The 21,311-nt window shown below is 64.8% G+C and carries 19 protein-coding genes and 2 tRNA genes; 5 read left to right on the top strand and 16 right to left on the bottom strand.

The features are described 5' to 3' along the window. Nucleotides 1-5 precede the first annotated feature (5 nt). Nucleotides 6-701: an amino acid ABC transporter permease gene (locus tag HGR_RS04270; RefSeq protein ID WP_006296861.1), complete on the bottom strand. Its 696-nt coding sequence runs from the start codon at nt 699-701 to the stop codon at nt 6-8. Between the two features lie 84 nt (nt 702-785). Further along, nucleotides 786-1,628 carry an ABC transporter substrate-binding protein gene (locus HGR_RS04265; RefSeq protein WP_006296860.1) on the bottom strand — a complete coding sequence of 281 codons (843 nt, stop codon included), beginning with the start codon at nt 1,626-1,628 and terminating at the stop codon, nt 786-788. A gap of 312 nt (nt 1,629-1,940) precedes the next feature. Here HGR_RS04265 and HGR_RS04260 point away from each other — a divergent pair, with 312 nt between their 5' ends. From HGR_RS04260 to HGR_RS04245, 4 genes are all read left to right on the top strand, one after another. Continuing rightward, nucleotides 1,941-2,804 carry a transglutaminase-like domain-containing protein gene (locus HGR_RS04260; RefSeq protein ID WP_006296859.1) on the top strand — a complete coding sequence of 288 codons (864 nt, stop codon included), beginning with the start codon at nt 1,941-1,943 and terminating at the stop codon, nt 2,802-2,804. Between the two features lie 200 nt (nt 2,805-3,004). Beyond that, nucleotides 3,005-4,243: a magnesium transporter gene (locus tag HGR_RS04255; RefSeq protein WP_006296858.1), complete on the top strand. Its 1,239-nt coding sequence runs from the start codon at nt 3,005-3,007 to the stop codon at nt 4,241-4,243. 228 nt (nt 4,244-4,471) lie between these two features. Beyond that, nucleotides 4,472-5,797 (top strand): DNA recombination protein RmuC, encoded by a 1,326-nt coding sequence (locus HGR_RS04250; RefSeq protein WP_006296857.1) that lies wholly within the window; start codon nt 4,472-4,474, stop codon nt 5,795-5,797. Between the two features lie 61 nt (nt 5,798-5,858). Beyond that, nucleotides 5,859-7,058, top strand: a complete 1,200-nt coding sequence (locus HGR_RS04245) for an MFS transporter (RefSeq protein ID WP_006296856.1) — start codon at nt 5,859-5,861, stop codon at nt 7,056-7,058. On the opposite strand, the gene HGR_RS04240 is transcribed toward HGR_RS04245, so the two are convergent. Then, complete coding sequence (locus HGR_RS04240; protein WP_006296855.1) at nt 7,031-7,915, bottom strand: LOG family protein; 885 nt, start codon at nt 7,913-7,915, stop codon at nt 7,031-7,033. The genes HGR_RS04245 and HGR_RS04240 overlap by 28 nt on opposite strands. Nucleotides 7,916-8,038: 123 nt before the next feature. Further along, a complete protein-coding gene (gene efp / locus HGR_RS04235) occupies nt 8,039-8,593 on the bottom strand; it encodes an elongation factor P (protein WP_006296854.1) in 555 nt (184 codons plus the stop codon). A gap of 255 nt (nt 8,594-8,848) precedes the next feature. Between efp and HGR_RS04230 the strand changes: the two genes are divergently transcribed. Further along, a complete protein-coding gene (locus tag HGR_RS04230; protein WP_006296853.1) occupies nt 8,849-10,651 on the top strand; it encodes a phosphoethanolamine transferase in 1,803 nt (600 codons plus the stop codon). Here HGR_RS04230 and HGR_RS04225 read toward each other — a convergent pair. The 12 genes from HGR_RS04225 to uvrC form a co-directional block, all read right to left on the bottom strand. After that, nucleotides 10,626-12,050 (bottom strand): sensor histidine kinase, encoded by a 1,425-nt coding sequence (locus HGR_RS04225; RefSeq protein ID WP_006296852.1) that lies wholly within the window; start codon nt 12,048-12,050, stop codon nt 10,626-10,628. The two genes, HGR_RS04230 and HGR_RS04225, sit on opposite strands and share 26 nt — an antisense overlap. A gap of 60 nt (nt 12,051-12,110) precedes the next feature. Further along, nucleotides 12,111-12,776: a response regulator gene (locus HGR_RS04220; RefSeq protein WP_006296851.1), complete on the bottom strand. Its 666-nt coding sequence runs from the start codon at nt 12,774-12,776 to the stop codon at nt 12,111-12,113. A 9-nt stretch (nt 12,777-12,785) separates the two neighbouring features. Beyond that, nucleotides 12,786-13,484 (bottom strand): phosphatase PAP2 family protein, encoded by a 699-nt coding sequence (locus HGR_RS04215; protein WP_006296850.1) that lies wholly within the window; start codon nt 13,482-13,484, stop codon nt 12,786-12,788. 76 nt (nt 13,485-13,560) lie between these two features. Then, complete coding sequence (gene earP, locus HGR_RS04210; protein WP_006296849.1) at nt 13,561-14,700, bottom strand: elongation factor P maturation arginine rhamnosyltransferase EarP; 1,140 nt, start codon at nt 14,698-14,700, stop codon at nt 13,561-13,563. Nucleotides 14,701-14,726: 26 nt separating this feature from the next. Further along, nucleotides 14,727-15,071 (bottom strand): thiosulfate oxidation carrier complex protein SoxZ, encoded by a 345-nt coding sequence (gene soxZ / locus HGR_RS04205; RefSeq protein ID WP_006296848.1) that lies wholly within the window; start codon nt 15,069-15,071, stop codon nt 14,727-14,729. Nucleotides 15,072-15,074: 3 nt separating this feature from the next. Then, nucleotides 15,075-15,617, bottom strand: coding sequence for a thiosulfate oxidation carrier protein SoxY (locus HGR_RS04200; protein WP_006296847.1), 543 nt, complete (start codon nt 15,615-15,617; stop codon nt 15,075-15,077). Nucleotides 15,618-15,707: 90 nt separating this feature from the next. Further along, a tRNA-His gene (locus HGR_RS04195) sits at nt 15,708-15,783 on the bottom strand. Nucleotides 15,784-15,811: 28 nt separating this feature from the next. Next, nucleotides 15,812-17,755: a SurA N-terminal domain-containing protein gene (locus tag HGR_RS04190; RefSeq protein WP_006296846.1), complete on the bottom strand. Its 1,944-nt coding sequence runs from the start codon at nt 17,753-17,755 to the stop codon at nt 15,812-15,814. Nucleotides 17,756-17,841: 86 nt separating this feature from the next. Then, nucleotides 17,842-17,917 (bottom strand) — tRNA-Val (locus tag HGR_RS04185). 46 nt (nt 17,918-17,963) lie between these two features. Continuing rightward, the gene (locus HGR_RS04180; protein ID WP_006296845.1) at nt 17,964-18,236 is read right to left on the bottom strand and encodes an HU family DNA-binding protein; all 273 of its coding nucleotides are present in this window, start codon (nt 18,234-18,236) and stop codon (nt 17,964-17,966) included. A gap of 297 nt (nt 18,237-18,533) precedes the next feature. Then, nucleotides 18,534-19,097 carry a CDP-diacylglycerol--glycerol-3-phosphate 3-phosphatidyltransferase gene (pgsA, locus tag HGR_RS04175; protein ID WP_006296844.1) on the bottom strand — a complete coding sequence of 188 codons (564 nt, stop codon included), beginning with the start codon at nt 19,095-19,097 and terminating at the stop codon, nt 18,534-18,536. Between the two features lie 81 nt (nt 19,098-19,178). Continuing rightward, a complete protein-coding gene (gene uvrC, locus HGR_RS04170; RefSeq protein ID WP_006296843.1) occupies nt 19,179-21,170 on the bottom strand; it encodes an excinuclease ABC subunit UvrC in 1,992 nt (663 codons plus the stop codon). Nucleotides 21,171-21,311 lie beyond the last annotated feature (141 nt).

Raw genomic sequence — 21,311 nt, 5'->3', positions numbered from 1 at the left:
GGTCCTCAGGCCGAGCGCGGCGGATAGCGGCGGGCGAACCAGGCGGCCAGGGCGCCGATGGCCAGAGAGACCGTCAGGTAGCAGACGGTCGCGAAGGCGAAAGCCTCGAAGCTGCGGAAGGTTTCGGTCTCGACCTTGGCGGCGGCGTACATCAGCTCGGCCGTGCCGATCACGGTGGCCAGGCTGCTGTTCTTCCAGAGGTTGAGCGTTTGCGACAACAGGGGCGGCGTGGCGATGCGCAGCGCCTGCGGCAGGATGATGAAACGCATGGTCGGCAGAAAGCCCAGGCCCAGGGCCCGGCCAGCCTCGAATTGCACGGCGGGGACGGAGCGGATGCCGCTGCGCAGGTCCTCGCCCATGAAGGCCGCGGCGTAGAGCGTGAGCGCGACCACGGCGGCGATGGCTTCGAAGTTGTGGCCGTAGAGCCAATCGCGCAACGCCTCGGGCAGCAGCTCCGGCGCCGCGAAGTACCAGAACAGCAGATGGGCCAGGGGCGGAATGTTGCGTTGCACCTCGACGCACAGCCAAGCAAACGCGCGCAGGGGTGCCCACGGGGATAGGCGCAAGAGGGCCAGTGCGGCCGCGAGCGGCAGGGCCAGCATCAGCGAGATGACCAGCAGCCGCAGCGACATGGCCAGGCCGGCCAGCAGCGTCTCATGGTAAGGGCCCGCGATCAGCAGGGAGAAATCGAAGGAGGGCATGGGGGGATTGTCCGGGAACATGAAAACGGCCCGCCTGGGGGCGGGCCGTCGTGTCGGCCGGCGCAAGAGCGGCCGGACCGGAAATCAGCCGTCCACCTTGTCGGACTCGATCTTCCAAGTGCGCTTGCCGAACTTGAGCTTGCTGCCCTGGCCGTACCACTTTTCGTAGAGCTTGTCGGCCGCGCCCGAGCTTTCGAGTTCGCGCAGGGTTTGGTCCACCACGGCCTTGAGTGCCGTCTCGCCCTTCTTGATGCCGATGGCCAGGGGTTCGACGTTCAGGTTCTCGGGAAGCACGACGTAGTCCTTGGCCTTGGGGCCGAGCTTGAGCACGTCGCTGTAGAGCGAGGATTCGTCGTTCACGTAGGCAACGCCCTTGCCCTGCTGCAGGGCGAGGAAAGCCTGTTGCGTCGATTCAAAGGTCACCACTTCGGCGGTGGGCACGGCGCGCTTGAGGTTGGGCTCCTGCGTGCCGCCCTTGACAGTCACGACCTTCTTTCCGCCGAGCTGTTGCACGCTGGTGATGCCGCTCTTCTTGGTCACGAGCACCTTGGAGCCGGTGACGAAGTGGGTCAGGCCAAAGTCGATCAGGGCCTCGCGTTCCTTGTTGTGGGTCAGCGAAGCGGCCAGCAGGTCCACGTGACCTTGCTGAAGTTCGGGAATGCGAGCGGCCACGGCCACCTGCTTGAATTCGGCCTTGACGCCGATCTTCTGGGCGATGGCGTTGGCCAGGTCGATTTCATAGCCGATGTATTGACGCGTCTTGGGGTCAACGAAGCTGTTGGGCTCATCGATGCCCAGGATGCCGAAGACGAGCACGCCCTTTTTCTTGATGTCGGCGAGCTGGTCGGCGTGGGCGGTGACGGCGCCCAGGCTCAGGATCGCCGCGAAGGCCGAGGCGATCAGGGTGTTGAAAGTGCGCTTGCGCATGAGAGTCTGACTCCAGAAGGTGGTTGGGTCGGCGTTCTTCGCCGCGGGGCAGCATGACGCCGTGGGAAAAATCATAGGCAGGAAGCCGCGCGGTGTGAACCAATGCTTTGTCATATCCATATGCTCGAAGCACCGCATGTCGCGGTTGTCAACGTCACCTCCGCCACGCTGGAACTGGAGCATGTTTGCGCTTGTGTTGAGCCTTCCCGGGTGCGCTCGGCCGATGGGCGTCGACGCGGGCCTACAATGGGCCAACACCACCATGCCACATCGCTCTCATTCTTTCGACCTCCGCGGACTGCCGTCGCCGCGATGATCCGCTTGCACATTGCGCTGGAACTGGCCTACGACATCGGTGAGCACGGCGGCGACTTCGTTTTCAACATCCATGCCGCGCACACGCAGCGCCAGCGTGTGGTCCGCGAGGCGCTCAGCCTCAGCCAGGCTTTGCCTTCCGTGGTTCAGACCGACCCCGCCACGGGCAACCGCTACCTGCGCTTGCAGGCCCTGCCAGGCCCGTTGACGGTGCGTTACGACGCCACCATCGACTTGGACCACCATGTGGCCGAGCCCGGCTGGATCGCCGAGGTTCCGGTCGCGCGCCTGCCCCTGTCGGTGCTGAGTTACATCTACCCCAGCCGCTACTGCCCCTCGGACCGGCTGCACCGTTTTGCCATGCGTGAGTTCGGCCGCCTGCCGCAAGGTTACGCCAGGGTGCAGACCATCCGCGACTGGGTGCTCAGCCGCACGACCTTCACTTCCAACTCGTCCACCTCCGACACCTCGGCGATCGACACCCTGCTGGGCACCGTGGGCGTGTGCCGTGACTTTGCCCATTTGATGATCGCCCTGTGCCGCGCGATCAACATCCCCGCGCGTTTCGCGACGGGCATCGACTATGGCGCTGACCCCGCCCTGGGGCCGACCGACTTCCACGCCTACGTGGAGGTCTGGCTGGGCGAACGCTGGTACCTGTTCGACCCTTCGGGCACCGCGATTCCCATGGGTTTCGTGCGCCTGGGCACGGGCCGCGACGCCGCCGACGTCTCGTTCGCCACGATCTTTGGCTCGGTCACCTCCGCCGCGCCGCGCATCGCCATCGAAGCCATCGCCGACGGCAACGGTCGGCTTGTCGTGCCTCACCACAGCGCACAGGCACTGTCCACCGACGGCTGACCTCATCGCCCAGGCCGTGCTGAACGGTTGAGCGGCCCAGATCGTCTAGACTGCTCGCGCTGCTGCGCGTGCCCCAGGCCTGTACCCATGCGAGCGCTCAAGAGCGCTGCGGGATCTCCACGGTCAAGAGGGGGCCGCGCTGGAGCACGATCAGGTAGGCGCTGGCCGGACTGGGGCATGCAAGGGCAGGACACAGTTTCATGGATCACCATCACACGAACGAGGCAAGCGCCGACGCGAGGCCGCGGCGGGCGGGGCTCAGCACGGCCATCGCGCAGCGCGACGACCGCGAGGCCGCCAAGTTGTTGCGCGACGAGGCGCCCGAGCTGAGCAGCGCACTCTTGCTGGAGCTGCATCCGGGGCGTGCCACGGCCATCTTGGACCTCTTTCCCGCGGACTATGCCGAGCGGGTGTGTGCCGCCACCCCGCCGATCCAGGTCAGCCAGTGGGTGCGCAACCAAGCTTATCCGCAGGGCAGTGTCGGCCGCTTCATGGATCCGGTGTATGCGGTGTTCCCACCACGGCTCACGGTGGGCGAGACCATCGAGCGTTTGCGTGAGCTGATCAAGCAGGCTTTCATCACCTACGGTTTCATCGTCGACGAGGCAGGGCGCTTGCGGGGCGTGATCACCATGCGCGACCTGCTGTTCGCCGAGCACGAACGTACCCTGGAGGCGGTGATGATCGCGTCCCCCTTCAGCCTGGACGCGCGCATGCCCCTAGCCGAGGCCATGAAGGCCGTGCTCAGCCGGCATTACCCGGTGTACCCGGTGTGCGACGGTGACGGACGGCTCGTCGGTCTGGTGCGCGGCCAGGTGCTGTTCGAAGAGCAGAACTTCGAGATCAGCGCCCAGCCCGCCAGCATGGTCGGCGTCGAGGAAGAGCGCCTCACCACGCCCTGGCAGCGCTGCCTCAAGCTGCGCCACCCCTGGCTGCAATTCAATCTGCTGACGGCTTTCCTGGCCGCCGCCGTGGTCGGGGTCTTCCAGGAGACCTTGAACCAGCTGGTCATCCTGGCCCTGTTCCTGCCCGTGCTGGCCGGGCAGAGCGGCAACACGGGCTGCCAGGCCCTGGCCGTGACCTTGCGCGGCCTGACCTTGGGCGAGGTGCGACCAGGGCGCGAGCGTGCCTTGGTCGCCAAGGAGGCCTGGTTGGGTTTGCTCAACGGTCTCTTGGTGGGCTTGGTCAGCGCGGTGGGCATGTACGTCACCGCAGCGTCGCAGCACAATCCGGCCGCGCCCTGGTTGGCCTTGGCCATCTTGTTGGCGATGGTCGGCAGCTGCGTCGTCAGCGGCATTTCGGGGGCGATGATTCCGTTGACCTTGAAGCGCCTGGGCGCCGACCCGGCCACCGCGTCCAGCATCTTCCTGACCACGGCCACCGATGTCGCGAGCATGGGTCTGTTCCTTGGGTTGGCGACGGTGTTGATCCTCTGGTGAGGCCCTGGGCCGGGCGTAGAATTCGCAGGTCAGCCCGGCGTTTCGCTCGGCTTGCCTTTCATTGAACAGGCCGATGTGCCGGCCTTATGCGTTGGCAGGCCGCTTTGCCGGCCTCGTGCGATGGCAGGCCCCGCCGGCCTTGTGCGATGAGGTCGTCGTGCTCGACCTGTCCTCCATGATTTGCCTCTGTGGCCGCCGGACCGTGAGCCGGTGCCCGATGCCTTGCCTATGAACATCACCCTGCTGGTACTGCTCGTCCTCGCGCTCGTGGTCGTGAACCTGGTTCTGTTGCTCATGGTGCTGGTGCGCCGTGGCGACAGCGCCGCAAGTCAGCACCTGGCGCGCGAGCTGCGGCAGGACATCGGCGACTCGGCGCGGGGCACGCGGCAGGAGTTGCAGCAGACGTTGGCCACTTTTCAGCAGAGCCTGGTACAGCAGTCGGCGACCGCAACCCGCACGCAGGACGCGCGGCTGGACGATTTCAGCCAGAAGATCGCGCTGTTCCAGAAAGAGGTGCGCGATACCCTGACCACCCAACTGTCCAACCTCAGCGAGATGAACGCCCGGCGCATCGGCGAGATGAACGCGACGATGGAAGCCAAGCTCGCGCAATTGCAGCAGAGCAACGCGGTCAAGCTCGACGAAATGCGCGCGACCGTGGATGAGAAACTGCACGCCACGCTGGAGCAGCGCTTGGGCGAGAGCTTCAAGCAGGTGGCGGAGCGTCTGGAACTGGTGCACAAGGGCCTGGGCGAGATGCAGAGCCTGGCCGCGGGCGTGGGCGACCTCAAGCATCTGCTGACCAATGTCAAGACACGCGGCATGTTTGGCGAGGCGCAGCTCGCGGCACTGCTGGAGCAGGTGTTCACCGCCGAGCAGTACGCGGCGCAGGTGGCCACCGTGCCCGGTAGCCGCAATGTGGTGGACTTCGCGATCCGACTGCCGGGCAAGGGCGCTGCGGGCGAGGACAGCGAGCCTTGCTGGCTGCCCATCGACGCCAAGTTCCCTAACGAAGACTATGAACGCTTGCTCGATGCGCAGCAGCGCGCCGATGCGGTGGGCGCGGAAGCTGCCGCGAAGGCCTTGGAAGCGCGCATTCGGCTCGAGGCCAAGAGCATCGCGGAGAAGTACCTCGCCCCCCCGCACACCACGGATTTCGGCATCCTCTTCCTGCCCACCGAAGGGCTCTACGCCGAGGTGCTGCGCCGCCCGGGTCTGATGCAGGCGCTGCAGCGCGACCACCGTGTCACCTTGGCCGGCCCCACGACCCTGCTGGCCATGCTGAGTTCCTTGCAGATGGGCTTTCGCACGCTGGCGCTGGAAAAGCGCAGCAGCGAGGTCTGGCAGGTGCTGGGCGCGGTCAAGACCGAGTTCAACAAGTTCGGCGAGGTGCTGGCCCGGGTCAAGACGCAGACCCAGACCGTGCTCAACACCCTGGACAGCGCCGAGGTGCGCAGCCGCGCCATGAGCCGCGCGCTCAAGGCCGTGGAGGCCTTGCCCGAAACCCAGGCGCAAAACCTGCTGCCGCTGGACAAGGGCGTGGACGAGGAATGACAGGCGTGCGCGGGCAGGGCATGGGCGTGTCCGACGGCATGGGGTGTTGGGCGGGCGTTGAATGAACCGCTGGCTTCCTCGCCTGATCTTCGGCCACATCTGTTTGCACGCCTGCATGGCGGGGATGCGCATGGCCGCGCCCCTGCTGGCCCTGACCCAGGGATACAGCCCGCTGGCCGTGGGCGTGTTGATGGCCTTGTTTGCCTTGACTCAGGTCTTCCTGGCCCTGCCGGCGGGGCGCTATGCCGATCGCCATGGCTTGCGCCGGCCCGTGGGCCTTGCCGTGACGGCTGCCGTCAGTGGGACCTTGCTGGCCGCTGTGTTCCCCATCTTCCCCGTGCTGTGCCTGGCCGCCCTGTGCGCGGGCGGGGCCACGGGCGCGGCGTCCATCGCGCTGCAGCGGCAGGTGGGCCGCAGCGCGCGCGACGCGGCGGAACTCAAGCGCATGTTCAGCTGGTTGTCCATCGGCCCGGCGTTTTCCAACTTCCTTGGCCCTTTGCTCGCTGGCCTGCTGATCGACCATGTGGGCGTCTGGCTGGGGGGACGCCCGGGGGATCTGCAGGGTTACCGCGCCGCCTTCCTGTTCGCGGCCCTGCTGCCCCTGGTGACTTGGCTGTGCGTGCGCCGGGCCCCGCAGCGGCGCTCGGCCGCGGCCCCGACGACAGGATCGCGCCGCGCGTGGGACCTCTTGCGCGAACCTCAGATGCGCCGTCTCATGCTGGTCAACTGGCTGCTGTCAGCGTGCTGGGATGTGCACACCTTCGTGATGCCGGTGCTGGGGCACGAGCGCGGATTCAGCGCCTCGACCATCGGCACGCTGCTGGGAGCCTTCGCGATCTCGGCGGCGGCGGTCCGCTTGCTCATGCCGTGGTTGGCTGCGCGGCTGCGGGAGTGGATGGTGATGGCGGGGGCCATGCTGGCGACAGCGGTGCTGTTCCTGGCCTATCCCTTCATGCCGGGCGCCTGGAGCATGGGCCTGTGTTCGGTGCTGCTGGGGCTGGTGCTGGGCTCGGTGCAGCCGCTGATCATGAGCACGCTGCACCAGATCACCCCGCACGACCGCCACGGCGAAGCCTTGGGCCTGCGCCTGCTCACGCTCAATGCGTCCAGCGTGGCCATGCCCCTGATGTTCGGCAGCGTGGGCGCCGTGGTGGGGGTGTCCCTGGTGTTCTGGACCGTGGGTGTGGCGGTGGGCTGGGGTAGCCGCGCCGCCTGGGGGCTGAAGTCCGTCGCTCAGCCGCGCTCGGTGTCGAGTTTGTAGTAGCCCTGGATCGCTTCCCAGGCCGCTTCGGGCGTGTCGACGATGCGGAACAACTCCACGTCCTTTGGCGAAATCAAGCCTTCCTCGATCAGCAAGTCGAAATCGATCAGGCGTTGCCAGAACTCACGGCCGTGCAGCACGATGGGCACGCGCTCGGACTTGCCGGTTTGCACCAGCGTCATCACCTCGAACAGTTCGTCCAGCGTGCCAAAGCCGCCCGGGAAAACCACCAGTGCCTTGGCGCGCATCATGAAGTGCATCTTGCGCAACGCGAAGTAGTGGAACTTGAAGCTGAGCGAAGGTGAGATGTAGCGGTTGCCGTTCTGTTCGTGCGGCAGCGTGATATTCAGACCGACGTTGAGCGCGCCCGCCTCGTGCGCGCCGCGGTTGGCTGCTTCCATGATGCCGGGGCCACCGCCGGTGCAGATGTACAGCCGCTCGTTCTGCGGCATGCGCGCGCCGTGCTCGGCCACCAACTTGCCGAAACGACGCGCGGCGTCGTAGTTGCGTGAATTGCGCAGGTCGCGTTCAGCGCGCTTCAGCGCCTGGGCGTCACCGCTGGCGCGGGCGGCATCCATATTGGCTTGTGCCTGCTCCGGGGAGGGCGTGCGCGCGCTGCCGTAGACCACCACCGTGTGATGGATGCCTTGCTCCTGTTGTTCCAGGTCCGGCTTCATCAGCTCGAGCTGAAAGCGGATGCCGCGGGTCTCGCGGCGCAGCAGGAATTCCGGGTCGGCGAACGCCAGACGGAAGGCGTCCGCGCCCAGCGGCAAGCCCGCGTCGGCATGGGCCTTGAGTGCATCCCAGGCCTCGGCCAGGGTGCTGGGGTTGAGGTCACGGGTGTGGTGTTTCAGCATGTCAGCATCCCAAGAAAAAAGGCTCCTGCCAGGAGGAGCCTTGCGGTGCATTGTCGCCGATGACGCCGCGGTCCACCGGCGGCAAGCGCCCGGAGGTCAGGCGCCTGAGGGGGTATGACCCGGTCAGACTCGCTTGCGGTATTCGCCGGTGCGGGTGTCGATTTCGATCTTGTCGCCCTGGTCCACGAACAGCGGCACGGCGACTTCGAAGCCCGTGGCGATCTTGGCGGGCTTGAGCACCTTGCCCGAGGTGTCGCCCTTGACGGCAGGTTCGGTCCAGGTGATTTCACGCACGACGCTGGTGGGCAGCTCGACCGAGATGGCCTTGCCGTCGTAGAACACCACTTCCACGGCCATGCCGTCTTCCAGGTAGTGCAGGGCGTCGCCCATGTTCTCGGCTTCCACCTCGTACTGGTTGTACTCGGTGTCCATGCAGACATACATCGGGTCGGCGAAGTAGGAATAGGTGCATTCCTTCTTTTCCAGAATGATCTGGTCCATCTTGTCGTCGGCCTTGAACACGACTTCGGTGCCGAAGTTCGCGATCAGGCTTTTGAGCTTCATGCGCACGGTGGCGGCGTTGCGGCCACCGCGGGCGTATTCGGTCTTGAGCACGACCATCGGATCCTTGCCGTGCATGATCACGTTGCCGGCGCGGATTTCTTGAGCGATTTTCATGATGTGTTGTCCAGTGATGGAGAAATAGACTGGCCGCTCCCGAAGTTTTCCGGCGGCGTTCTGCAAAGCCCCCGATTTTAGCGGTTTTTGGCTATGGCCCGGCCAGGCGGCTGGCCGCCCTGAGAGGTGACACCGAGCAGGGTGGGGGCCAGGTGCGTTCGTGCCGCAGCGGTGCTGCCTGGGGGGCAAATCGCCGGGGTGTGCGGCGCACCGTTTTAAGGCGCTCTTAAGTGTCCGCGGCGCATCCTTGCGCCCATGAAATTCTGGAAAAAAGCACGGCAGGATGGGCCCAAGACGAACAAAGATGGGTTGATAGCCCGTCCGCAGCTTTCCTCCGAGGCCTTGCTGGCATGGGGCACGCTCTATGTGCTGCTGGCCTGCAACACGCCGTTTTGGCGTGCGGCCATGGTCGGACGGGACTGGGGTGCACTCTCAAGCTGGGGGTTCGCGGCCGCCTTGCTCGTGGCCTGCGCCTCGGCCTACTTTGCCTTTCTCGCGCTGCTGACCTGGCCGGTGCCACGCCGAGGAGTGAGGCCGGTGTTGGCCGTGCTGTTTCTCGCGTCGGCCACGGCGGCCTGGTACATGGACCGTTACGCTGTCCATTTCGACAAGGACATGCTGCGCAATGTCTTGGCGACCAATTGGGACGAGGCTCGGGAACTGCTGAACTGGGGGCTAGCCGGCAACGTGCTGTTGTTCGGCGCCTTGCCCGCCGCCTTGCTGTGGTGGCCCCGCATCCCCCAACGTTCCTGGACTCGCACCTTGGTGTGGCGCGGCTCGTCCATCCTCGGCGCGCTGGTGCTGGCGATGGCGAGCGTGTGGTCCGTCTCCGCGGACTTCGCGGCGCTCAACCGCAACCACAAGGAGGTGCGCTACCTGCTCACGCCCGCCAATCTGGTGGTCGCGGCGATGCGCGAAGCGGTGGGCCCTGGGGTATTGGCATCGAGGCAATCCCGGCAGGTGGTGGGGGCCGACGCACGCTTGGGAGCTGTCTGGCAACAGCCGCAGCGCCAAGGTCGCCCGGCGCTTTTCGTGCTGGTGGTGGGAGAGACCGCTCGGGCTCCCAATTTCTCGCTCAACGGGTATGAACGTCTGACCAACCCGGAACTCACTCGCCTGAGGGCGTCGGGGCAGTTGGTGAACTTCTCGCACGTCACGTCGTGCGGGACTTCGACCGAGGTGTCGCTGCCTTGCATGTTTTCACCTTTCGGCCGCCGACACTACGACGAGGAGCAAATTCTCACCCACGAGTCCTTGCTGCACGTGCTGGCGCGCGCGGGTTTCCAGGTGCTGTGGCGCGACAACCAGGGTGGCTGCAAAGGCGTGTGCGACGGCTTGCCGACCCAGCAGTTGAACCACGCCAAGGTGGAGGGCTTGTGCCTGGAAGGTCAGTGCCTGGATGAAGTGCTGGTGCATGGTTTGTCCAAGATCGCCGCCGATGCCGCGCTCGCGTCCGATGGGCGCGGCAACCTGTTCATCGTGCTGCATCAATTGGGCAGTCACGGGCCCGCCTATTTCCGCAGGTATCCGGCGGCCTATAAGCGCTTCGGTCCCGCCTGCGAGGATGAGAGTCTGCGCAATTGCACGCCAGACCAAGTGCGCAACGCTTATGACAATTCGCTGTTGTACACCGACCATGTGCTGAGCCGGGTTGTTGAGTTCCTGGACCAAGTCGGCGGACCGAAAGGCCACTACGACACGGCCATGCTCTACCTGTCCGACCACGGTGAATCGCTCGGGGAATCCGGCTTGTACCTGCACGGCATGCCCTGGGCCATCGCCCCCCGCGAACAGACTCAGGTGCCCATGGTGACGTGGTTGTCTCCGGCTTTCGCGCAGCATTTTGGCGTGGACATGGCATGCCTGCGCGAGCGCTCGGACGAGGCGCTGAGTCACGACAACCTGTTTCACTCGATGCTGGGCTTGCTTGATGTGCAAACCAGCGTCTACGAACCGGCGCTGGACCTGTTTCGCCCCTGCCGGACTTCAGGGCAGGCTACCGCGCCCGCCGCGTCGCCCATGGTGTCCCCGCTCAAGCCCGCGGGAAGCACACGGTGACGCGCAGTCCCTGCGGCGGGGCCTCGGTCAACTCGATGCTGGCGCCGTGTTGCTCGCACACCGCTTTGACAATCGCGAGTCCCAGTCCGCTGCCGACCGAGAAAGAGTCTGAATTGCCCCGGTAGAAGCGGTCGAACACGCGTTGCCGGTCGCTGTCTGGGATGCCTGGGCCGTTGTCCGTCACGGTCAAGCAGGCTCGCCCTTCGCGGGCTTCGATCCCGATGTCCACGCGTCCACCGGCCGGTGTGTGGCGCAGTGCGTTGTCCACCAGATTGGACAGCAGGATCGTGAGCTGCTGGGCGTCGCCCCGCACCACGACTTCGGTTTCGGTTGCGGGGCGGGGTGTCGATGTGGGTGCGGATGCGGGGGCCGGTTCATCGTTGCGCGCGCGACTTTCCAGGATGCCCAGATCCACGCCCAGATCGTCCGCCCTGGCACTGAACATCGTGACCACGGAACGCGCCAAGCCGATCAGATGGACGGGACGGTGCACCTGCTTGGGCGCGTCGGGAGCGAGGCGTGACAGTTGCAGCAGTTGCTCCACCAGGCGCTGCGCGCGTTCCACGCCCGCGCGCAAGTCCAGCAGTGCTTGCTGGCGCTGTGCCTCACCCGTCGCTCGCTCCAACAGCTGCAACTGCAAGCGCAACGCCGTGATGGGGGTGCGCAGTTCATGCGCGGCGTCGGCGAGGAAGTTGCGCTGCAGGATCAGGGCCTGTCCCAAGCGTGCCATCAGGTCGTTCGTGGCGCGCACCAGGGGGTGCAGTTCCGGTGGGTAAGTTTGCAGCGGAATGGGATGCAGGGTTTCAGCGCTGCGCGCGGCCACATCCGCCGCCGCGCTCGACAGTGGCGCGAGCCCGCGACGCAGCCCGAACGTCAGCAAACCCGCCACCACGACCAACAAACCCAGGATGGGCAGGGTCAGTTTGTTGGCGGTCTCGCGTGCGAGCAGCTCCCGTTCCTCCGCGCGCTGGGCCGCTTGGACAATGCGGTCATCGAGCACGACGGTGTAGATGTGCCATCGGTTGGTGGCTTCCTTGTTGTAGGTTTCCACCGTGGACAAGCCATTGCGCACCAGAAAAGGCAGGCGCGCTCGTGGGTCCGAGGTGTGCAGCAGCTTGCCATCGCGCGTCCATACGGCCGTGACGAACTCGAAGTCTCCGTACTCTTCGTAGATGCGTGGCAACTGAAGCGAAAGCCGTCGCGCAGTTTCGGTGGCCTGCTCCTCCAGCGCTTCTGGGTGGCTGGCGACCGCCAACGCCACTTGCTTGAGGTTGTCCGCGAACACCTCGCCCATTTCGTCGGAGAGCACTTCGTAAAAGCCGACCAGCAGCAAGGCAGTGCCCAGCGCCAAGGCTCCGAGGGACCAAGTGAGCACCCTGCGGTGGATGGAGATTTGCATGGATTGATTGAATGAATGGAGTGCGCAACGGAAGGTGGACAGGCTTCCTGTTGTCTGCGCTCAAGGGCTGACTTTGTAGCCCACGCCACGCACGTTGCGAATCCGGTCCGCTCCCAGCTTGCGCCGCAGGTGGTGCAGGTGCACTTCGACGGCATTGCTGCCGATTTCCTGATTCCAGCCATAGATGCTGTCTTCCAGCTGCTCTCGTGAGAGCACCGCGCCCGGGGATTGCATCAAGGCCTCCAGCAACGCGTACTCTCGCCCCGACAGGGCGATGTCTTGACCATCCAATTGCACCTCGCGCCGCACCGTGTCCAGCGTGAGCTGGCCACATTGAATCAAGGGGGTGCTGCCACCACCACGGCGGCGCAGCAGGGCGCGCACACGGGCGATCAACTCATCCAGATCGAACGGTTTGAGGACGTAGTCGTCCGCCCCCGCGTTCAAGCCCCGGATGCGGTCCTCCACCGCGTCGCGGGCCGTGGCGATCAGCACGGGCAGATGCGCCAGCTCTGACGATCGCGCACGGAGGTTTCGCAGCAGGCTCATGCCGTCACAGTCCGGCAGACCCAGGTCGAGCAGTGCGAGGGCGTAGACGCCATTCGCGAGGGCCAATTCAGCGGATCGGCCGGATTGCACCCAGTCCACGGCGAAGCCAGCGTCGCCCAGCCCTTGGCGCATGGCGCGGCCGACCATCGGATCGTCCTCGATCAACAGCAAGCGCATCCCGGTGTCTCACTCCGTTTCAGTTTGCCTCGGCCAGGGCAACAAGAGGCTGCACAGCCAAGCCCAGGTCCAGCACAGCCAAGCTGACCACAGCGTGTGGCTGAGGTAGTGCGCGCCCCGCAGTTGTTGCACGAAACCCAGGATGAAACCCGCGGCCAGCGCGGCCCACAGCCAGCGTTTGGCCACAAGTGGTGCATGAGGCCGCAAGACGAAGTACCCTGCAATCCAGGCAAACCCGGCGCTCGCGTGCCCGGCGGGAAAGCAGTGGCCTGGGCCGCCATCGGACAAACCCCAGGCCCAGTGCGAGATGTAGTGCGCTGGCCCCCCGAACGAATGCATGTCCCACGGACAGCTGCTGGCACTGAAGGTTTTGAGTGTGCTGACGAGCAGCATCGCCGTGACGCTGGTGATCAGCAGCCAGACACGTTCCCTGCGCGAGATTTCTTTGAGGACGCCGAAAGGGCGCCATATCGCGAGCAGCAAGGCCAACACCCCCAGCGCCGCGAGTTTGCGCGCGCCGTCGTGCAACGCCGCGCTGAGCAGCCAGTGATTCTTGAGCGCGAATCCTTCGCGGGTCGCCCAAGGCTCGGCGAGTCGGGTATCCCAACCGTAGCGATAGCTCAACGCGTCCCAAAGCAAGACCAAGACCAAGCTGGCCAAAGTCAGCCCAAGGTCCCGACTCAGACGCCGTGTCCCATTGAATTCCATGGAGCCTTCCCGCGTAAAACCTCCAAGTATCTTGGGCTTGATTTAAGCCCAGCTTAAGGAGAGCAAACCCAGGGGGCTAAGAGCGGGAATCCGCAGGCGCCATCGACAACGCCATGGCTCGAAGCTGGGTGAGCAGGTCCGCCTGATGCAGTGCCCTTGCCTGAGCTTGCTGGGCCTGCGCGCCCCAATTCTGAATGTCCAGACCGGGCAGCGGTGATGCGCTCAGTCCATTCCAGACCTCATGAAAGGCGTGGGACGACGGTGACGCCGGCACCCAGTTCAGGAAGGCCCTCAGCTTGGCGTGGTGTGCATCGTCGTGCTGCGGGTACAGCTGCCAGACGAAAGGGATGGCCCGCAGCGTCGTGCCCGTGTCGGGCCGGGCCGCCCAAAGAGCGCGCACCAGCGAGTCCTCGCCACGCACGAAGTTCAGGTCACAAGCCCAGAGCAAATGGTCAAAGTCGTCCTGGCTCAGGCGTGGCAGGTAGTGCAGGCGAAGCGGGGAGGATGTTGCTGACTCGCTTCGCTCATGCGCTGGCATCAGAGCCTGAACTGCCGCCGTGGCGCGACCCGACGTCACGAGCAGGTGCGTGACCGCAGGCGCGCTGGCCGAGCCTTTGTTCGACAGTTCTTGTGGTCGCGCCAGTTGGTCGAGCAGAGCGGACAAGGCGGCCGGCTCGTAACAGAAAAGCGAAATCAGCCTCGCTCCAGCTTCAGGCTGGATGCCCTGAGCCGCAAGCCAGGACGCACGGTCAAACCGTTGCTGGCGTTGGCGCAGGTCGGGTTCGCGCAACAGCCCCCCTGTTCCCACCGTGAAGCCAGGATAAAAGAAACGCTTGCGCCAGCCCGCGAGGGGCCCGCTGAGCACGGGCGAGGGCAGGCCATGCATGCGTTCCACATAGGGCTCGGCGCTCAGGTACTCGAGGTTGATCCAGGCCGTGTTCGCCGTGGCGACGGCTTGGACCCAATCCGGCGTGACGTCGCAGCCAAAGGCTTCAATCAGTACATCGCCCGGCGGCAGACCCTCAGGCGCGAGGCCGTGCCACGGTCGGACCTCAACGCCCTCTGCGCGGTCAGGCGCCATCCAAGCCAAGGCTGAGTCATCGTCCACCCACAGTCGTGCTGGTTGTCCGCTGGCGGCGATCTGGCGTGCCAGTCGCCAGCACACACCGATGTCGCCGAAGTTGTCGATGACTTTGCAGAAAATGTCCCACCGCATGGCCGTGTCAGTCGCGCAGGAACCTGTCAGCGGATTGGCGTCTCGTCGCTGCGCCGGGCACCGAGGTTGTCCACCCATTGCAGGATCACCTTGTCACCCGGCGCGCCTCCCTTGAATTGGAAGAAGAGCACAGGGTTCTGCGCGATGGCCGTGCTCCATTGCGCTTGCAAGACCAGGCGCGGCGCGCCTTGGGCGCCGACATGATGGGCTTGCACCTCGGTGATGTAGTGGGCTGGGATGAGTTGGCCGTTCCCGTCATGGCGCTGGCCGGTTTCCATGATGTGTTTGACCAGCACTCGCACCTCGGTCACGCCGTTGGCGTGGCTGGCGCGCAGGCGCATGGGCTCGGACGGGGGCAGTTCGGTGCTCATGCTTCAGCTTCCGCAGCCGCCCAAGGTGACGCGTGTTTCCTTCACGGTCGTGAAGTAGCGATTGTCCTTGCCGGGGGAGGCCAGTACCAGGACACGAACACGACTGCTCTCAGCCATCTTGACGCGCGTTTGGAAACCAGGCTCGGTGCCCTCGGGAAAGTAAAAGCTGGCGACCAGGGGATAGGGGTTCTTGTCGATCAGCAGCATGATCTGCCGCGTGTCCGGGATCAGGCTGTTCACGGTCACCTGCACCATGGCACCGTTCTCGGCCAGTTCAGGGACTTGCAACTGGATGTGCGCTTCGCCAACCTCGGTCACCGAGGCGCTGCCCACGATCAGTCGCAGCGCATCACCAGGGGCCTGTGCCTTGAATGCGGGTGAGCGGGGAGGCACTGCGAGCTGCGGGAGGGTCTGCCCACGGACGATGGAGGCGCTGCCATACCAACCCAACGCAGTGATGGCCCTCACCGCATGGCCGCTCCAAGAGCCCACCGAGAGCCCGGCGGCTGCAAGCGTCTTGAACACGGAGCGGCGGTGCTCGATCATGAGGGATCTGAGTGCGGCGATTACAGCGGGCAGACCGCCAAAATGAAAACGCCAGCATGGGCTGAGCCTATGCTGGCGTCTTCGAGAGTTTGGGGTGGCTGATGGGACTCGAACCCACGACGACCAGAATCACAATCTGGGACTCTACCAACTGAGCTACAGCCACCGTAAGGGCGAGATTATAGCGTCAAGCTTTAGCCTTTTGGCGCAGGCGCGGGCAGATCGATGCGCGTCTTCAGGCGTTGGCGCAGCAATTGGTAGTAGGCCTCGTTCTCTGCCTGGGTCCACCATTGCAAATACTGAAGGCGCTGCTGATTTTGCTGGCCGGGTTCGACGGCAGGCGCGCGTTCAATGCGTCGGTTCACTCGGGCCAGGATGTAGCCTTGTTCGCCAAGATCGGTGCCTACCCAGACAGGGTTGGTTGCCGCCGATTGCAGATCGGCGCGCAGCACGGCGTCGAGCAGGGCGCGTGGGAGGTTGCGGGCTTGGTCCCGTGACACAACTTCGGCGGCGCCGAGTTTGGCCTGCGCCGGCGTGGCTTTCCACGCAGCCAGCTTGGCCTGTCCGTCCTCTCGTGCCAGTTGCGCCGCGCGCGCGCTGACGACGCGCTCGCGCACGGCGGCCTGCACCTCGGCCAGAGGCAGAGTGCGGGCAGGAAGATGCTGCACGACGCGTGCTGCGGCCAGACGGCTGGGGCTGATTTCCACTGCCTCGGTGTTGCGTTTGGCCTGAATGGCGTCGTCGCTGAACACCGCGGACAGCAAGCGGGCATTGGTCAGCACGCCCTGCGCGTCGGCGGTGACCTGCGCGGGCTCACGGCTGACAGTGGCGGTTTGTATGCTCAAGCGCAACTGATCGGCCACTGGCTTGAGGCTGTCGGGCTGCTCATAGACGCCATTGGTGAAGGCCTCGGCGGCCTCGGCATAACGTGTTTGGGCCTGCTGGCTGCGGATTTCAGCTTCCAGGCTGGGGCGCAGCTCGGCGTAAGTCTTGGCCTTGGGTTTTTTGATGCCAGTCACGGTGATCACGTGGTAGCCGAAGTCGGTTTCCACGACGTCGCTGAGCTCTCCCTGCTTGAGGGCGAATGCCGCCTCTTCAAAGGGCAGGGTCATGGCTTTGCGGCCGAAGTAGCCCAAGTCGCCACCACGAGAGGCCGAGCCAGGGTCTTGCGAGTGTTTGCGAGCCAGTTCGGCGAACAGCTTGGCCTGTGCGTTGGCCGGTGCCTTGCGCAGCTCGGCCAGCAGAGCCTGGGCCTGCTCGCGCGCCTTCTGGCGCTCAGCGGCCGGGGCATCCTTGGCCGCGGTGATCAGGATGTGACTGGCGCGGCGCTCTTCGGGCCCGCTGAGACGGTCCACGTTTTGCTCATAGTAGTTGCGCAGATCTTCCTCGTTCACCCGCGCCTCTTTGCGCAGGGCGTCGATGTCCAGCACGATGTACTCGATGCGTGCCTGCTCCGGCGCTTGAAAAAGCCCTTGGTTGGCTTGCCAGTAGGCTTGAAGGTCGGCTTCCGATACCTGCACGCGAGTCGCGTAGTCGGCGGGCGTGAACCTCGCCACTTGCACCTCGCGGCGCTCCAGCCAGGCATCCAGGGCCAAGTCAGCGGACGTATTGGTCTGCACGGCGGTGCCCGTCACGCTCGATTGGATCTGATTGACGGCGAGGTCCGCGCGCAGTTGGGCTTCAAAACCCGCGGGGCTCATGCCTTGGCGGGCCAGAAGGGCCTGGTAGGCTTCCATGTCGATTTTCCCTTGGGCATTGCGGAGTTGGGAAATCGCGGGAATCGTTTGCAGTTCCTGGAAGAGGCGGGCGTCGCTCACGTTCAATTGAGCATCCAGCGCAGCTTGCTGCAGCACACGTTCGCGAATCATGCGTTCGAGCACACCGCGCCGCGCCGCATCGGAGTCGAGCAATCGCGCATCGAGATTGGGCATCATCTGGCGCAGACGGTCGGTCTCAGAACGGTGCGCGGCATCCCATTCACCCTGCGTGATCTCGATCTTGCCCACGTGGGCCACGACTCGGTCCTTCTGCGTCATGCGGGTGTAGCCATCAATGCCCACCAGAACGAAGGACGGGACGATGAGCAGCACCAGCACCGCCATCAGGATCTTGTTGTGCTTGCGCAGGTTTTCAAACATGGGCACGGGTCTCCGGGCAAGGGAAAAATAAAAGCCGATAACGTTGACAAGAAAAAAGGCGAACGCAATGTTCGCCTTCGCTTCGGTGGTGGGTGCTGACGGTCTCGAACCGCCGACCTACGCCTTGTAAGGGCGCCGCTCTACCAACTGAGCTAAGCACCCCACCGGTTGAAACCCGCAAACGCGAGCCCCAACACTCGATCCATGGTCAGTTCAAGGCGTCCTTCAACGCCTTGCCCGGACGGAACTTCGGGAGCTTGGCAGCCTTGATTTTAATCGTGTCGCCGGTGCGCGGGTTGCGGCCCGTGCGAGCAGCGCGCTTGGTCACGGCGAACGTGCCGAAGCCGACGAGAGACACCGAACCGCCTTTTTTCAGCGTGGTTTTGACTGCACCGATCACGGACTCCAGAGCCCGGGTGGCCGCTGCCTTGGAAATGTCTGCGTTCTTGGCGATGTGCTCGATCAGTTCGGTTTTGTTCACAAAAATCCCCTTGTACGTGGAACTAGGTTAATCGGTCTGCCTCATTGCATCCTGTTCGCACCGGACCGGTGACCGGTGACGCATGCAGGGCAATCTGCAATTGGGCACCCGCTTGTTTGGGTGCAGTAATTAGAGCGATGGACTTGGGCCATGTCAATCAAGGCTTGCAGCCACCTTGGCGGCGCGGGACGCGAATTCTAGACGCATTTCCCGTGCCAGCCGATGCGACGAAAGCATGCGGGATATTTCATGCGTGACGAATCGTTTCCCCTTCGCAGACCTGGGTGTGGCCGCGAATCACACCTTGGCCCGGATCTCAGGCAAGGCCTTGCGAAGGTAGTACACCATGGACCAGACCGTCAGCACCGCGGCGATCCAGATCAGCACCGTGCCCCAGACGTGCGTGTCGATCAGGCCCAACACCAGGCCGTCGTAGAGCAGAAAGGGGATCGCCACCATCTGCGACGTGGTCTTGAGCTTGCCCAGCATATGCACCGCGACGCTGCGCGAAGCACCGATTTGAGCCATCCATTCGCGCAGGGCTGAGATGGCGATCTCTCGGCCAATGATGATGAGCGCGACGAACACGTCGGCACGGTCCAGGTGCACCAGCACCAGCAGGCTGGCACAGACCAGGAACTTGTCCGCCACCGGGTCCAGGAAGGCGCCAAAGGCCGAGACTTGGTTCAACTTGCGCGCGAGGTAGCCGTCCAGCCAGTCCGTCAGCGCGAACAGCACGAACATGGCGGTCGCGATCAGGTTGCGGATTTGCGGTTCCAAGGGAAGGTAGAACACGCCGACGATGAGCGGGATCGCGACAATGCGCGCCCAAGTCATCAGGGTGGGGATGGTGAAGAACATGGATGGCATTGTGGCACGGTCGTGTTGTGAATTTGTTCACGTTGCGCGCCGCTCTTGAACGGGCCCAGGACGCTTTGCCGGTCAGTGCAGCGCACGGTAGATGATTTCCGCCAGTTCGTGCGACACCCCCTCGACCGCCGCCAGGTCCTCGACGCTGGCGGCCTCCACGCCGCGGGCCCCGCCGAAGCGCTGGAGCAAGCGTGCGCGCCGCTTGGGCCCAATGCCAGGGATGTCCTCAAGACGGCTGCCGCCCGTGCGCACCTTGGCGCGCGCCGCGCGCATGCCCGTGATGGCGAAACGGTGGGCCTCGTCTCGGATCTGCGCCACCAACATCAGCGCGGCGGAATCCTTGCCCAAGTACACCTTGTCGCGGCCATCGGCGAACACCAGCTCCTCCAGACCGACCTTGCGCCCCTCGCCTTTTTCAACGCCCACGATGATCGAAAGGTCCAGGCCGAGCTGCTCGAAGACCTCGCGTGCCATCGACACCTGCCCCTTGCCGCCGTCGACCAGCACCAGGTCGGGCATCACGGCCTGGGCCGGGATGACGCTGTCCGTGCTGCCCTCGCGCCGCGCTTCGGAGAGTCGCGCGGCGATGCGTTCGTAGCGCCGCGTAAGCACTTGGCGCATCGCGGCGTAGTCGTCCCCCGGCGTGATGTTGTCGATCTTGTAGCGTCGGTACTCGCTGCTTTGCATCTTGTGGTGATGGAAGACCACGCACGAAGCCTGCGTGGCTTCGCCCGCCGTGTGCGAGATGTCGAAGCACTCGATGCGCAGCTCATCCAGCCCAGCAGGGTCGCTGACCTGGGGCAGATCCAGCGCCTCGGCCAATGCTCGCGTGCGCGCCTGTTGCGAGCCTTCCTCGGCCAACAGACGGGCCAGCTGCAGGTCTGCGTTGGTCTGGGCCATGTCCAGCCAAATGCGGCGCTGCCCCCGAGGCTGGTGAACGGCGCGCATGCGCAGTCCTGTTTGCTCGGTCAGCGCCTCCATCAACTCGGCGCTGACCTGCGCGCCCGTGATCAGCGTGGGCACCGCTGGCACCTGCACATAGTGCTGGGCGATGAAGGCTTCGAGCACTTGGGTTTCAACCGAGGGACCGCTCTCGTGCGCGTCGTCGCCCTCCGCCTCGGCGAAATGCAAGGCAGCCGCGTCCTCGACGTGGCTGGGGAAGTAGGCCCGGTCGCCCAAGTGTCGGCCGCCGCGCACCATGGCCAGGTTCACGCAAGCGCGACCGCCATGGATCTTGACGGCGAGGATGTCCACGTCGTGGTCGTCCACGCTTTCCACCGCTTGCTGGTGCAGCACGCTCGACAGCGCGGAAATCTGGTCGCGCAATTCCGCCGCCTGTTCAAACTCCAGCTTTTCGGAATGGCCCAGCATGCGCGCCTCCAGTTGCTGCAGCACCTGCTGGGTTTCACCATCAAGGAAGGCCTGGGCATGCGCGACATCCTGCGCGTAGGCCTCTGGCTGGATCAAGCCCACGCAGGGGCCCGAGCAACGCTTGATCTGGTAGAGCAGGCAGGGCCGGGTGCGATTGCTGAACACCGTGTCTTCGCAAGTCCGCAGGCGAAAGACCTTCTGCAGCAGGACGATGGCTTCTTTCACCGCCCAGGCGCTCGGGTAGGGGCCGTAGTAATGGTGCTTTTTCTCGACTGCGCCGCGGTAGTACGCCATGCGCGTCCAGGCGCTGGCTTCGTTGGTGGCGGCCGTCGCCGAGGCCGCGGTCATCTTGAGGTAGGGGTAGCTCTTGTCGTCGCGAAACAGGATGTTGTAGCGCGGCTGCTGGGTCTTGATGAGGTTGTTTTCCAGCAGCAGGGCCTCGGCCTCGGAGCGAACGACGGTCGTCTCCATGCGCACGATCTTGCCCACCATGTGGCCGATGCGGGTGCCATCGTGTCGCTTTTGGAAGTAGCTGGAGACGCGCTTCTTGAGGTTGCGCGCCTTGCCCACGTAGAGCAGGCCGCCCGCAGCGTCGAAGTAGCGGTAGACGCCCGGCAGCGAGGGCAGGGCGGCGACCTGGTTCAGCAGTTCCTCGGAGTGGACTGGCGGAGTGTCATCGGTGTCGGCGGACATGAGCGTATTGTCGCTGTGTCACACGCAGTCCTGGATTCCTGCTGAGTCCGCGATGCGTCCGGGGCGGGCTGCACCGCCTCCTATGATGTGCTGCGCAAATCGAAATCGGCGGCTCAGCCCGCCCCGAACGCATCGCTGCGG

Origin of the sequence: Hylemonella gracilis ATCC 19624, from assembly GCF_000211835.1 — a bacterium.
In the GTDB taxonomy this organism is placed as follows: domain Bacteria; phylum Pseudomonadota; class Gammaproteobacteria; order Burkholderiales; family Burkholderiaceae_C; genus Hylemonella; species Hylemonella gracilis.
Note: the sequence above shows the minus strand (reverse complement) of the source record. Positions and strands in the feature narration are given on the sequence as shown.